The organism is Priestia abyssalis, from assembly GCF_002019595.1.
Classification (GTDB): domain Bacteria; phylum Bacillota; class Bacilli; order Bacillales; family Bacillaceae_H; genus Bacillus_BA; species Bacillus_BA abyssalis.
In genome coordinates this window covers 1,059,147-1,073,228 of the sequence record NZ_KV917369.1, presented here as the reverse complement: position 1 = coordinate 1,073,228, position 14,082 = coordinate 1,059,147, and the positions used below count along the sequence as shown (strand labels likewise).

At 42.8% G+C, this 14,082-nt stretch carries 12 protein-coding genes and 1 riboswitch; of the genes, 4 read left to right on the top strand and 8 right to left on the bottom strand.

What is annotated here, in order from left to right:
- Window positions 1-16: 16 nt before the first annotated feature.
- On the bottom strand, window positions 17-325 hold the full coding sequence (locus BK575_RS04965; protein WP_078409174.1) for a hypothetical protein: 309 nt from the start codon (window positions 323-325) through the stop codon (window positions 17-19).
- A 130-nt stretch (window positions 326-455) separates the two neighbouring features.
- Window positions 456-558: riboswitch (SAM riboswitch) on the bottom strand.
- 876 nt (window positions 559-1,434) lie between these two features.
- On the opposite strand from BK575_RS04965, the gene BK575_RS04960 reads away from it, so the two are divergent.
- Together BK575_RS04960 and lepB are read left to right on the top strand one after the other, a co-directional pair.
- The gene (locus BK575_RS04960) at window positions 1,435-2,175 is read left to right on the top strand and encodes a YgjP-like metallopeptidase domain-containing protein (RefSeq protein WP_078409173.1); all 741 of its coding nucleotides are present in this window, start codon (window positions 1,435-1,437) and stop codon (window positions 2,173-2,175) included.
- A 275-nt stretch (window positions 2,176-2,450) separates the two neighbouring features.
- On the top strand, window positions 2,451-3,011 hold the full coding sequence (gene lepB, locus BK575_RS04955) for a signal peptidase I (RefSeq protein ID WP_078409172.1): 561 nt from the start codon (window positions 2,451-2,453) through the stop codon (window positions 3,009-3,011).
- Between the two features lie 276 nt (window positions 3,012-3,287).
- On the opposite strand, the gene BK575_RS04950 is transcribed toward lepB, so the two are convergent.
- Genes BK575_RS04950 through gloA2 form a run of 3 tightly spaced genes read right to left on the bottom strand, consistent with a single transcriptional unit; the run spans window position 3,288 to window position 5,084 of the window.
- Window positions 3,288-3,830 (bottom strand): chromate transporter, encoded by a 543-nt coding sequence (locus BK575_RS04950; RefSeq protein WP_235867309.1) that lies wholly within the window; start codon window positions 3,828-3,830, stop codon window positions 3,288-3,290.
- A gap of 48 nt (window positions 3,831-3,878) precedes the next feature.
- Window positions 3,879-4,688, bottom strand: a complete 810-nt coding sequence (locus BK575_RS04945) for a glycosyltransferase family 2 protein (RefSeq protein WP_078409170.1) — start codon at window positions 4,686-4,688, stop codon at window positions 3,879-3,881.
- A 3-nt stretch (window positions 4,689-4,691) separates the two neighbouring features.
- Window positions 4,692-5,084 carry an SMU1112c/YaeR family gloxylase I-like metalloprotein gene (gene gloA2, locus BK575_RS04940; RefSeq protein WP_078409169.1) on the bottom strand — a complete coding sequence of 131 codons (393 nt, stop codon included), beginning with the start codon at window positions 5,082-5,084 and terminating at the stop codon, window positions 4,692-4,694.
- 278 nt (window positions 5,085-5,362) lie between these two features.
- Here gloA2 and BK575_RS04935 point away from each other — a divergent pair, with 278 nt between their 5' ends.
- Window positions 5,363-5,917, top strand: a complete 555-nt coding sequence (locus tag BK575_RS04935) for a CBO0543 family protein (protein ID WP_078409168.1) — start codon at window positions 5,363-5,365, stop codon at window positions 5,915-5,917.
- 22 nt (window positions 5,918-5,939) lie between these two features.
- Here the strand turns inward: BK575_RS04935 and BK575_RS04930 are convergent, their stop codons facing one another.
- Complete coding sequence (locus tag BK575_RS04930; protein WP_078409167.1) at window positions 5,940-8,723, bottom strand: EAL domain-containing protein; 2,784 nt, start codon at window positions 8,721-8,723, stop codon at window positions 5,940-5,942.
- Window positions 8,724-8,930: 207 nt separating this feature from the next.
- Between BK575_RS04930 and BK575_RS04925 the strand changes: the two genes are divergently transcribed.
- Entirely contained in the window at window positions 8,931-9,293 is a 363-nt protein-coding gene (locus BK575_RS04925) for a PilZ domain-containing protein (RefSeq protein ID WP_078409166.1), read from the top strand.
- A 139-nt stretch (window positions 9,294-9,432) separates the two neighbouring features.
- Here the strand turns inward: BK575_RS04925 and BK575_RS04920 are convergent, their stop codons facing one another.
- The 3 genes from BK575_RS04920 to BK575_RS04910 form a co-directional block, all read right to left on the bottom strand.
- Window positions 9,433-10,212, bottom strand: a complete 780-nt coding sequence (locus tag BK575_RS04920) for an SGNH/GDSL hydrolase family protein (protein WP_078409165.1) — start codon at window positions 10,210-10,212, stop codon at window positions 9,433-9,435.
- A gap of 416 nt (window positions 10,213-10,628) precedes the next feature.
- Window positions 10,629-12,794 carry an S-layer homology domain-containing protein gene (locus BK575_RS04915; RefSeq protein WP_078409164.1) on the bottom strand — a complete coding sequence of 722 codons (2,166 nt, stop codon included), beginning with the start codon at window positions 12,792-12,794 and terminating at the stop codon, window positions 10,629-10,631.
- 381 nt (window positions 12,795-13,175) lie between these two features.
- Entirely contained in the window at window positions 13,176-14,009 is an 834-nt protein-coding gene (locus BK575_RS04910; RefSeq protein ID WP_078409163.1) for a hypothetical protein, read from the bottom strand.
- Window positions 14,010-14,082 lie beyond the last annotated feature (73 nt).

Here is a 14,082-nt window from a genome sequence, read left to right as displayed (position 1 = left end):
TAACCATGCTCCTCTCTTATACCCGGGCTTCCGTGCGAACACGAAGTCCGACCGTTTCCAACTGTCCAAGTAAGTACTGATCGACTGCATACGGCCCTTCTTCCTTTAATGTCGCTGCCTTATTAATATCTAAAGCAACAGCGTAAGCATGATGAAGGTGATAGACGACCACTTCATAAAAGTTTTCCAGCTTCTGAAGCGTCACTTTGCATCTCTCATCGTCCGCCCGAAAACGGCTTTCCAAACTTCCTGCTACCGTTTGTACTAGTTCATCCGTTAATTCCTGCTTACAAAGATATCCTCTTACTAATCCGCTTAAACTCATAATACCTTCACTCTCTTTCTATTTGATTTCCCTCACATTAACAGGCAGTAAGAACCCGCTGATGGGAGTTTCCTTTACCAAAAAACAAAAAAACTCTTTCCGCTTCAGATGCGAAAAGAGTTCCATTTCCGTCTTATCATCCAAAGCATATGCTTTGCTGGTAGGAGCACCTTGCTTTTGGCAGGTTGCTGTGACGTCATTGAGCCAGATCTCTCAGTCACTCTGGATAACTTATTGAATTATCTTATAATATAGCAGACTACGCTTTTCCTGTAAATACCTATTTTATATATTTTAAACCTTGAATTTGACAAGCAAGTCCTGCAAGTCTTGCGCCAGCTGACTCAAGAAATGCGTAGCACCTGAGATTTCTTCCATTGCTGTCAGCTCTTCAGACAACGCTGCAACCGCTCACTCTGTTTTTCTCACTTTCGTAATAAACTCCTTCATATTGGCGACCATGCCCCCATATCCGGTTGGTTTCAATGGACAAGATGTATTTGCGCGTAAATAGGTACATGATGAGGCTGCCCAATATAACCGATCCGAGAGTAAAAAGAAACGTCATGCATTTTAAATCCCTCATATTCTTCCCTTCAAACCCCATTGGATGAACAACTGAATTATAATCGCTGTCCTATACAAAGATGTAGCTGTTTTCTTTATATAAAAATCCCGTTTATTATCATTTTAAATCTAAGGCTGTGAATAAATTTGACTTTCATGATAACTCCCCCATACTAGAGTGTACTTTTTCCACCACAAGAAATGTAAGGCTCTTTCACCGGTATTTCCCGCAATGCCGAAAATTTTTTTTCTTACTCTATATATCGTCAAATTGTACTATATCTAAAGGGCCGAATGAAACAAGCAGTCATCTATAAGTTTTATCCAAATCCAATATTCACCATGACGTTCGTGTTATTCGCAAATTTTTTCTTCCATTTCCTGAAATTATTTCCAAAGGTTTACCTAGGCGGATGGCACCAACCGCCTAGGTCTATAAATGGGGGAATGGTTGCTCTTTGACCATTCCCCCATTTATAGATTGATATTATGATAGATTCATTATAGAATGAAGATTTGTAGAAGGGAGTTCGAATAAATCTATGTTTAGTTATGTATCTGGAAATATTTCGATTGACTATACGGTTGAAGCACGTCCGAATATACAAGAAATCACGGTACACGTTTGTCCGAAAAACGGAGTGAAACTTGTAGGTCCGAGAAGCTTGAACGAAAGTAATCACCATTTTGTTCTTGCTCAAAAAACAGAATGGATTTTAGAACAACTCGGGGAAGCGAAACCGGGGACAAAAGCGGAAAAAGCTTCGGCGGAAACAAAACAAGCAATGCCCCAAACGAAAGAAAAGGCGGCTGTCGTTCCTTCTTTTCAAGACGGAGACAAAATCCCTTATTTAGGGCGTCAATACCGATTGAATGTCGTAAAAGAAGACCGCGAAGATGCCGAGTTAACCTTCCGAGCAAAATTCATTGCTTCGCTTCCTGAATCATGGAACGATATGCAAGCAAACGAAGGTATACAAGCTCTTCTAACGGACTGGTATATGACTCGTGCCGGCGATAAACTTCAGGAATGCTTAAAAACACTCTCTAAACAAATGAACGATGTCCCGGCCCAAATTGAATGGGACGATTTTCAAAACGAGCCAAGTCGTGTAAAAGCGGACGGCACGATTGTGCTGAACTGGCGCTTGCTGTCAGCTCCAATGGCGACGATCGAGTTCGTTTTGGCACGTGCAATCGCGGGCAACAACGCAGCCGATCTTTTCGAAGATGCCGCTGACCGCCAGCAATGGCTGGAAAAAAACGAACTAGTGGTTTTTTAATAAAACATATATTTCATTAAAAAACCACAAAGGACCTTTACTGCACCAATTTGTTAATATATTAGTAATAGAGATGTAAAGGTCCTTTTTTAGAAGACTTTATAGCAGAAACCAAAAGAAGTCGGCAAGAACCCCTTACGGAACTTGCCGACTTCTTTTGTGTAACGAATGGGAATACAGAGCATCCCATTCGTTACGCGGATTTAAATGACATCGTCTCAACAAGTGTGCTAAACTTGTCATAGTGAAGGGTTTAGCGAAAAAGGGGTGAGAAGATGGAAAATGGAGTGAAAAAAGAAATTTGGTCATATATCAAAACGCTTGTCGTAGCTCTTATTTTATCTTTTTTAATTCAGCAGTTTTTATTTCAGCCGTATACAGTTAAAGGGCAATCTATGATGCCGAACTTAGAGGAAGGCAATAAAATCATTATTAACAAAATCAATTACCTGCACAGTAAGCCTGAACGTTTTGATATGGTCGTCTTAAAATCACCGAACGCCGATGAGTATTTAGTGAAGCGCGTAATCGGCTTGCCGGGAGAAACGGTAGAATACCAAGATGACGTGTTGTTCATCAACAGCAAGCCGCAAAAAGAACCTTACTTGGAGGATTACAAAAAACAACTGCTCCCCTTTGAACAATTAACCGCAGATTTTACATTAAAAGAGATTACCGATGAATCAAAAATTCCCGAAGGCTACATTCTCGTACTTGGTGACAATCGCCGTATCAGCCGGGATGGCCGTCATTTCGGATTAGTAAAAATAGATAGTGTGGTCGGCGAAGTAAATATGCGTTACTGGCCGCTCAAAGAAGTTGCCTTCATGAATTAAGAAAAGCGCAAGCGCCTTGATCAAAAGAAGGCCGACTAAGAGCGCCGCGTCCTGCGGCAACGTCGGCATGCCCCACATCCTGTGGCCCCAAGGAAATAGGGATTGACCCCGTATACGCTTTTTGCCTTATGAGGGCAATCGTCTTTTCCCCTGCTAAGCTAGGCGCTGGAGCTAGACACTAGTCACTCATCAAAAAATTATACTTTCTTATTCTCTGAAAAAACGGGTCCAATCGAAGAGAGGACCCGTTTTTTCAATTCATATGCTTTCATACCTTTATCTTAGCGCCACAGCCCCGATAATGAGAGCTCCGAGTACCCCCCATGCCGGATTGATGCCAAGATAATGCACCATGATAAAAAATGCCGCCGCCATCGCAAACGGCAAAAAGGACACGACCGAACCGCTGCTCGCCGTAAACGCGTACTTGGCAAAATCGAATGCCAGCATGGCGAGCATGACGAAAATAATGGGCTGCACACCTTTGATCATCCCTTTTATAATGGGGTTACCCTGAAATTTATGCAGTACCGAAACAAGCACAATCATTAAGATAGCAGTCGGCATGACCACCGCAACCAGGGCTACCATCGCACCGATCCAGCCGGCCACTTTAAAACCGATATAGGCCGCTAATTTCGTCGCAATCGGGCCGGGAAGCGCATTGCCGAATGCCAGCGCCTCCCCGAATTCCTTTGTCGTCATCCACTTATAATGATCGACGACCTCATTCTCGTAAAGCGGAATGGTTGACGGACCTCCGCCATATCCAAGCATGGTCGCGCGTGTAAAACTGATAAAGAGCTGCCATAATACCACATTCCTCTCCCCCTGCCCCATAGTGACTTTTTATCCATGCTCCCTGCATTATACAAGACGTGAAACGAGCGGCTTTCCGTCCCAAACGATTTCACTGCTCGCTTCCCGGCTTTTCACTTCCGGTTCCTTCAGCAGTACCCAGAAATTTTTCACGGGTAATTCACCAAGATTATGCTTGGCGCATAACCGCTTCAAATACATATTCCGTTGTTCATTCAACTGAAGCGACTGATTGTCTCCTGTTATTGAAAAAGCATACAGAACGCTCGCCACCGGAACACGTTTCACATGAAACCTCTCTGCGGCACGCAAAAAGAAATCCCAGTCCCAATAGTTATGTACATCTTCATCGAAATAGCCAATCTTATCATGAATGCTCCGTTTATAGATGCTGCCGGAAGGAACATAGGTGGAAAACTTACGCATTTTTTCAAGGCTCCACTCATAGGCAAACAATAGGCGCTGGTTCGGAATCCTCGTATGATCCTTCACCTCATAGCTGAACATTTCCGCATCTGAAAACGTAAAGTCGGCCTCTTCCATTTCCTTGACCATCCGCTCGATATGCGTATCCCACAATAAATCGTCATCATCACACAATAAAATATAGTCACCTGCCGCTCTCTGCACACCAATATTGCGGGCCTGCACATGTCCGGCGTTTTCTTTCAAATTGATGATTGTAAGTGGAAGTTCCGGATAGCAGGTTTTCAACATGTCGGGTGACGGACCTCCGTCGTTGACGATGATGATTTCAAACGGTTGATAGGTTTGCCTTGTCAGTGATTCTATGAGCTCACCAAGCGGATATAAACGATAATAAGTCGCAATCACGACAGATACAGTAGGTTGGTTCATGCGTTAAATCCCTTCCTCATATAATTCGAGCGGCAAACCATCCGGATCCGCAAAAAACGTAAACTTCTGCCCCGTTAATGGATCAATACGGATATCCTCCACTGCCACTCCTTTCTCCTGCAGTTCTTGCACCGACTTTTCAACATCCGGTACCGCAAAAGCCAAGTGGCGCAATCCCCTTGCTTCCGGATATGACGGGCGTTCTGCCGGATTCGGAAAGGAAAACAATTCGATTTGATGCCCCTTGCCTACCTCAAGGTCAAGCTTATATGATTCTCGTTCGGCGCGGTACGTTTCGGCTATCACCCGGAACCCTAGAAGCTCCGTATAAAAAGCTTTCGATCGTTTGTAATCCGAACAAATAATGGCCACATGATGAATTTGCTTTATATCCATTCCTATTCTCCCCATTTCTTTTTTGAGCTATGTTACAGCGGACTACCCAGACCTTTAAGGGCTCTCACCGGCTGTCTAAACATAAAGCCATCGTTCACATTTCGTGATTTATTTATTAAAATACAAATTTTGGCGATATGCAACTATAATTGCTCGAACGTTATGGACTGACAGAAACGGAATCATTCGAAAGAACCATCTGTCAGCGAAGTTTTTTCTTTCCTTCCGTATAAGAGGACAATCGTCGTACAAGCTATGAAGAGAAGAGAGGTGATGTCATGAAGCATGAAATGAGCACCGAAAGCACCGCCGCTTTTTATAAACAAATTGTACACATACACGAAGACTATTATGAATTTTGGAAAGAGCATACGCTATTTCATTGGGAATGGTGGCTCTCATTGGCCCTTGCAATCATTCCCTGGCTTATCTGGATGAAAGTACATCGAAAAGAAAGCAGAAACCGAATGCTGTATGCGGCTTTTTTCTTAATTATCATCTCTTCATCTCTTGATCTTGCCGGTGTCGTTTTAGGTTTGTGGTATTACAAAGGAAAAGTCTTGCCGCTTTTCCCTAGCTATATCCCCTGGGACTTTTGCTTGATTCCCGTTATCGTGACATTGATGATTCAATACAAACCCCATATCTCCCCATGGAAAAAAGCCGTTTTTTTCGGCGCCTTCACCTCTTTTATCGGCGAACCGCTTTTTGTCATGATCAATCTATATAAGATGGTCCATTGGGAGCATATCTATTCCTTCCCCATTTACATGATCCTTTATTTAGCCGCTGACCGCTTAAGCAAAGCAGAGCGCTTCTCTCCCTTAACATAACGGACAGTTCACACACTGTCCGTTAGAGCGCAGTGACAGTAGTCAAGGCGCAGGATTTACGTTCAATTTGGTCGGCTTTTGCGGCGAATTCCTCTACGGAAAGAGGGCGGCTGAAATAATAGCCTTGCATTTCATCACATTGTTCTTTTATGAGCAGCCTCGCCTGCTGTTCTTCTTCTACCCCTTCAGCGACAACCTCCAAATCAAGGCTTTTCGCCAGCATAATAATCGCCTTTACAATCGTTTCTTCCTTCTCATTATCCATTAATGCCTGCAGAAACGATTTGTCGATTTTCAACGCATGAATCGGAAGCTTTTGAATGTAGCTCAGCGATGAATAACCCGCTCCAAAATCATCGATGGAGATATAAATCCCCATCTGTTTGAGCATATGTAATTTTTCGATGACGACCTCCATATTTTTGATGGCAACGGTTTCGGTGATCTCCAGCTCCAAATATTGGGGATCGAGCTTCGTTTCTTTCAATGCATCCATTACCATCGGAATGAACGATTGTTCCCCGAAATCGACACTCGAAATATTGACGGCCACCCGCATCGGCCGCATGCCTTGCTCCTGCCACTGTTTATTTTGACGGCACGCCGTTTTCAGCGCCCATTCGCTAATGGCTAAAATGAAGCCCGTTTCCTCCGCTACCGGAATAAACTCCCCTGGTGATACTCTCCCAAGTGTTGGATGATTCCAGCGGATGAGAGCCTCCACCCCCGCAATGAAGCCGTTTTTCGAATCAATTTTCGGCTGATAATAAAGCTCAAATTCTTCATTCAACACCGCTCGGCGCAGTCCTTCTTCCAGCAGCATGCGTTTCGTGCTCTCTTCGTGCATAACCGTATCATAAAAGGTAAAGCTGTTGCGGTGGTGCTTTTTCGTATAATACATGGCGATATCCGCCTGATGGATAAGTGGATCCAGTGCCATGCCGTCATCCGGAAAAATGGTGGCTCCAATGCTCGCGCTGACATATACCTCGAAATCCTCATAGCGAAATGCGGCCCCAACGCGGTTCAATAGTTCCCCGATAATGTGGATAACTTGCTGGCGGTCACGGTTTTGAAGCAATACTAAAAAAGAGTCCAGTCCGTACCGGGAAATAAGATCTGTCGACAAAATCACTTGTTGAATGCGACGGGCCACCTCTTTCAGCAAATAATCCCCTACATGACGCCCATGTGTATCCGTCACATATTTGAACCGGTCAAGATCAATCAGCAGCAATGCAGCCGATCCCCCGTGTTTTTTCACTCGTTCCAATGCGTTGTTCGCTAATGTGTTAAAAATCCCGGCTGTCGGAAGTCCTGTCACTAAATCTTGATAGGCCATATATTGAACGGTTTGTTTCACTTTTCGCTGCTCTGTTACATCATGAAGAATCGTCTGGATGTAAGAAATCCCCTTCATTTTAATGATGCTCGATTTTGTCTGCACATACATTTCTTCTTTTTTAGCATTGAAAATGCGAAACTGGTTGTATACCGAATCTTGAGTCTGCGGGGAACCCGATAATTCCTGAACAAGTTTTTGCACCGCGTCATGTTCTTCCATCGCGATAAAATCAAACAATGATTTTCCGATAATCCCTTCCCGCTTGTCCACTCTAACCAATTTCACCGTTTCTTCATTAGCGGAAATAATCCGCCCGTTCCGATGAACCACCATCGCCAGCGGCGCGTCATAAAACAGCCGTTCGTATCGATGGGAAGTCTCGCTCAATTCCGCTTCCACTTGTTTTTGTTCCGTGACATCCCGCATGGAAAAGATATATTCCCGCTCTCCGTCCAAATCGACGCTCGTTACAGTTAATTCGATGATTTTGTCTTCTCTTTGGTTGACAGACAACTTCGTTTCAAGCCGCTTTCCCAACAGCTGATCAACCCCATCGAATTCAGACAAAAAGGAGAATATGGGCTGACCCGTTACATCCATATTAAACAGTGCATCGGCGACTGGATTCATTACTATAATTTCACTTTGTTCATTCGTGACGACAATCGGGTCAAGCGATGAATAAAAAATTGCTCGTTTGGCCTTTTGCTGTCTGCGAATTTTCCTTTCAAGCGTCGTCACGACAAACATGAGCAAAAAAAGGAAGATTAAAAATAAAAGAATGAACCCTGTCACCCATTCCGTCTGGATAGGGAGCCGGAACGAATGAAGCTCTTTGCCTTTCGCCGTCAAATCCAGGCGCAGTGCCAGCATCGCTGTATAATGAATCGCCCCTAATGCGAACGTGACCATAAGTGCCAGTATCGCTTTAGATATGACATACAGCCGGCGGAAACACATCCGGAAGAAAAGCAGCCATGTCGCCGCAAAAGATGTCAGCAGCGCAATCCCGATCGAAGCAGCAAGCCATGTCCTATCATAAGAGATCCCTATTTTCCCTACCCCAAGCAAACTGACATGACGCATAAAGAAAAAACCGCTGACAAGAACGAGATTCGCCGCTAGAAAAGCAAGCGTTCTCTTTCCCTCTCGTTTTACCAGAAGAAAGCTTACATAACTGCTTCCGACTCCTATGAAAAGCGCCAGCACCGCATAGCCATAATGGTAATAGCCATCGGTAAACACGGGAAACGCCAAAAAACTGACCGATTCCATCGCCCACAATCCACCCCCCAGTACAACCGCACTGCTCATGAGCCAAGCCTGTTTCCAATTCGATTCCGCTCCCATCATTTTAAAAGTCAATTCCAATGACGTATAACATGTCACAAACGTAATCAAAAAAGAGAGAATGAAAAGGGGGGAATGATATGTATCCGCTAATACCTGATTGTCGATCATCTATAACTTCCTTCCTAGCTATCCATCTATTCCACTTAATAGCTTTATCCAGCTTTACATCCCCATGATACTAGATGGGTCATTCAGCGTACAGACAGCACAATGCAATTTCAAGAAAATGTACTATTTTTTTCACGAATTATTACCATTTTCTTCACTTTCCATAGTATCATAGGATTACATAAATCATAGACGGAGGTCATCATCATGCAATTTAAACGACAAGAGGGTTTTCGCTATGCATTTAACCCTCCCATCAAAGGAACGTTCCAGCTTGTCAAACGAAATAACAACCCGATTGATGTTAAGCCGGGAGCGGCTGAAATTCTCGACTTCAGTCCAAACGGGCTCCGTTTTTCTACCTCATTAGACATTCCGACACAAGGAACAAAATGGGAGCTTGTAACGGTTTTTACGTTAAACGAAGCCCCGATTTCCTTATACGGTTCATTTATATGGAAGAAAACATCCGGCATGGATTATCATTATGGTATCTCCTGCCAAAACAGCATAGAAACACAGGAGATGATTATGAGAGAGATGAAACAATATATTAAATCCATTTTTTAAACATGCCATATGTCAACGTAGCGGAAAGGTGTCAACTGCTCGTTTCATCCCAAAGTTTATGCTCTGTTAGAAGAAAAAAAGTCACTATCATACAGATAAGAAAAAAGACCTTTTTATATAAAGGTCTTTTTTCTTGTTCTTAAGGCAAATGAATAAATGTACGGGCAATGGTTTTTGCCCATAACTCATGCCCCTTCTCATTTGGAAAACGCCGATCCTCTTTCAAGTACTTCAGCAAATCCGGAGAATTGACAGCCGGCCATGCCTGCCAATGGTCAATATAGTAAATCCCCTTTTCTTGGGCAAAGTTTTTCAACTCAGCCACCTCCCGTGGATATACTTCTGCGCCATAAATCGGATTAGGAGGCTGCAGCATGAGAATGAGCTTTGGATGTTCTTTTTTCAGTTGCTCGATGATGTTTGTCAAATGGGAAAAAGTATTGTAAATACCTACCAATCCATTATCATAAATCATCGGCGCTTCAAGCAAAATGATATCCGGTTGAAGCGCTGACAGCTTTTCCGTTACCTTTCCTGCATCTAAATCAGCTGTCGTTTGTCCCGGATACGACTGAATTTGCACGTGAAACATCTCTTTTCCATATGTATTTTCCAAGTTTTGTCCCAGCTTGTCCGCCCAGCTTACCTCCGCAGGTGCTTCACTCCCGGATTCCACAACCACAAACCGGATGGGCTTTTTCGTATCAGCCGCCTGATGAATCGTCTCCGCTAAAAAGGAAGGCAATCCTTTCGTATACATTCCAATATCCTTTTCCTGCTTCTCCTCACCCATCTGTGCCGTTTCGTCAGCCTCTTCGTTATTCGCATGGGCAGAAAGCTTCTCTTTCCAATGCTGTTGACCCATAACTAATACAATGGCACAAATCATGAAGGCAATCACATTGATGGCCAGTTTCAAAAAAATCCCTCCTTTTCTTCCAGTAATCTACCTACCATTATATAACATACGCATGGAATATTTACCCATTATAATCAGTGTTGTTTTGACAAAAAACGAGCACCTCGTGTCGAATCTAGCTGATTTTTCTATAAGAAGTCCTCTTTAACTCTTTATATCACCATCCCTTCTCCTCTCTTTCTCTTTTTTCGTCTTGAGTCAGCGTGTAAAGATTCTCGTATAAGCAGTTAGATAAAAATGGAAGCATCATCTCACTCAATGATTTGGGCTCCAGCTATTCCCCGCCGATACCTTCAAACATTTGCCGAGTGTGAAAATAAAAATTGATAAATCGTTTGCAGTTGGCTTTTCGGCTGCTTATGCATAAAAAAATAGGACATGGATGCATTCCCATGTCCTATTTTTTATGTGGATCATTATTCGTTGATGAACTTCAACGTTTTTAATGTCTCATCTAAAATCTTCACCATTTGTGCACGAGTTGTCGGTGCATATGGATCGAAGTTGCCATCTGGACGGCCTTCCATGATGCCTGCTTGCAACAATGTTTCGATGTCTTTACGAGACCATTCGAAAATTTTGCTTTCATCTTTGAACTTCTCCACCTTCAGCGTTGTGTCCAATTCTTTCTCTTTATCATATGACACAAACTCTAACGCACGATTAATCATAACTGCTGCTTGAGCACGGTTGACAGGAGTGATTGGATCAAATGTGCCGTCGACTTTTCCTTTAATGATGCCGGCATTCACGGCAGCCATCAATTCAGGTACGAACCACTCGTCACCTTTTACATCCTTGAAGCGGCCATCATAGGCTACATCTGTCGATAAGCCCAACGCACGAGTCAACAGAACCGCCAATTGTACGCGTGTAGTCGATACTTGCGGACCGAACGAACCGTCAGCACGTCCTTGAACGATGTATTTGTTCGCTAATTTTTCGATTTGTTCTTTGTTCCAAGCTTTAGAAAGGTCATTGAATGTTTTGTTATTTTCAACAACAACATATTGAGAGTTTGTCATGGACTTGAACTTCGCTTCATCTTCCTCAAAATAAGTAGGAAGTGCAGTAAAATCACCATCTGCCTCTAAACGAAGAGCAACAGACTTGTCAGCATCAAACGACTCGTCACCTTTGATTGTACGATCTACATACGATTTGAATGTTTTAAGCTCTTTCGTCTTCCCATTCACTTGTGCTTCTACTGTGAATTCAACTACATCAGAGACAGCTGTCAGCTTGTTATTGCCGATAACGTTCTTGTCGTCCTTGCCAACTTTAACAGTAATTTTGATTGATACCTTGTCTGCATCTCCGCCTAACTCTTTCGCAATATCCGCTAAGTTGATTTCACTTGCAGGTAAGCTGTAAGAACCAGCATCAGACACAACATCAATTGTTGCTTCTTTGTTTTTCGCGATAATAGCATTGATTACCGCAGGTGGTAATGTTACATTTTGGGCACTATTACTTATTGTTACTTGTAAGGTTTTAAACTCTTTTGCGTCTTTAATTGCTTTTGCTACTTCACTGGCTTTATCGCTGATATTACCGCTGCCGATTCCAATATTCCCCTTACCGTCGTCTTTAGGACCGCTGTCAGATGGGGGTGTAGTACCGCCACCTCCGCCGCCACCAGTGCTAGTACCACCAAGATCAACGCTTTCAGAAACAACTTGGATGTCGTCTTTTAAATATCCAGTAACGGTTACAGTACCTGTATATGAACTTGGAATGACTACACCTGTAATCTCCTGGCCATTAACTTTCCACTCTAATGCTGGTGCAATGTCAGCTTCTACTTTAACCGGGCCGGCATAATAAGGTACTTTAAAGCTTATTGTCTTATTGGAACTTACGTTGAAATCAGCTCCTTTTGAATTTAGAGCACTTGTTAGAAGTGCAGAACGGGCATCTTTATTGTCATCTAAGTATTTATCATTTAATTCTTCTTGCAAGTCAAATAACTCTTCCACTGATAAGCCGATATAGCCCAGCTTTCCTTGCATAGCTGTATGTTGATTCTTTATGTTATTAACAGCTGTACGGATAATAGCCGAATAAGAAAGGTTGTTTGTATTTTGGACAATCGCTGTTTCTAGCGCAGGTTCCATATCTTTAAGAAAAGCAATGAGTTGATCAACTGTTACTTGACCATTTTGCTCGAATACAAGATTAAATTCATCAGCAAAGTCAGCTCTATAATCCTCAATTGCTTCTGAGAATGCTATAGCACTTTCATGTTTAGTGTAAATAATCTTTGCTGTTTCTTGGATTATCGTCGCAAATGCAGCTTTTTTCTCTTGGGTGTCCAAGTTTTTGAACGTAATGTCTAAACTATCTGCTGTTGTTTCAATATTATCGTATGTTAGTTTACTAATATCATTTAATGGTGCTTCAACTTTAGACTTGCTTGCAGATTTGTAAAATTGGTAAAAACGGCTTGCAAGCTCCTGAATATCTGAGGAAGCCTCTACACTACTAGGAGCCACAATTCCAGTTGTCACAACCGGCGTTAACGCAATCGACGCAGCCAAAATGGCCTTTACTGCTTTCTTGCTAAATGGGTACTTTTTCATAAGTGTTTGTCACCTCTTAAATTTATTTGTGAAAAATTGAATATGTATAAAAACATTCATACCAGAGTAATAGAATGAAAGGCATGTCTTATATAGATCCAATTTCATTCTTTTGCTTTCATGGCTTTCTATGTTGTCTCCCTGTACAAGGCTGGAAAGGTTCTCGTATAAGCGGTTGGCAAAGAGCTCGTAAGGGTCTTGCCAACCGCTATTGAGTCCATGAAATGGCATTCCTGCCATTTCATGGACTCAATAGGACGATATTCATATATTAAACTATTATTTTCCATTATTCAACATCTTAATCTATTTTCCTGTTAAGTTTGTGTATTTGACATATGGCAGAAGGAAGCGAAGAATCTCTTCTCCTCCGTCGCCTTATTACTGTTTGCTTAGCTCGATCAATCCAAATATTTTCAGGGCCTCATACTCCTCGGCGCTCAATCGCGATTGGACGATCGATTTGATTTCTGTTTTTTCTTCTGATGTCAATCCGCCCTGTGCCATTTGCGCAAATGACGACATTTCTGACATAGAAAATTTGCTCATCACGAATTTTGTTGCTTCCGCACGTGATTCAAACATCGGGCGTTCCGAATTATCTGATTCGCTTGTCTGTTCTTTTCCGGATGAAGACTTTTCACTCGCGTTTGCAGACTGATTTTGCTCTTCCTTAACGGATGACGGCTTTTCATCCGTATTTGCCGAAACACTTGCTGATGAGTCCTTCTTTCCTGTTATGGCAGCGGAAGATGAATCAGCCGGTTCTTGTCCCTCCGTTTGAGGCGATGTACCCGTTTGTTTGAAGGTTAAATCATCGTCTGAAATGCCGGAAGTTGCAATTCCTGATGCTTCCACCTCATGATCTTTCAGCAGCTCGGCCGCCTTTTTTGTTCCCAATTCTTTTTCCATCATTTCTTGAACGGTCGGATCTTTCAGCAGCTCATTGATTTCTTCTTTTGTTACTTGCCCTGCCACTTCATTAACCAGTTTTTCGGACGCTTTATCCATCACGACTTCATAACCCATGAATCCGGGAATTAATAACAACAGCAAGGACGCTGCCAGGCCGAAACGTTTATAGCGCCAAAAAGGTCTTGTTTCCCGCCGGTGGTTTTTCCCTATTTTTTTGTAATACACCTTATTTTCAGAGTCTTTGAAATAGCGGATTCCGAACCATTTTAACGGTGTCCACACTTCTTTCATTCGAGGCATAACACCTGTCACCTGCACTTTACTTAGTCTCTCACTCTATATTTCGGCCGAGCGGCAAAAATGTTAACAGGGA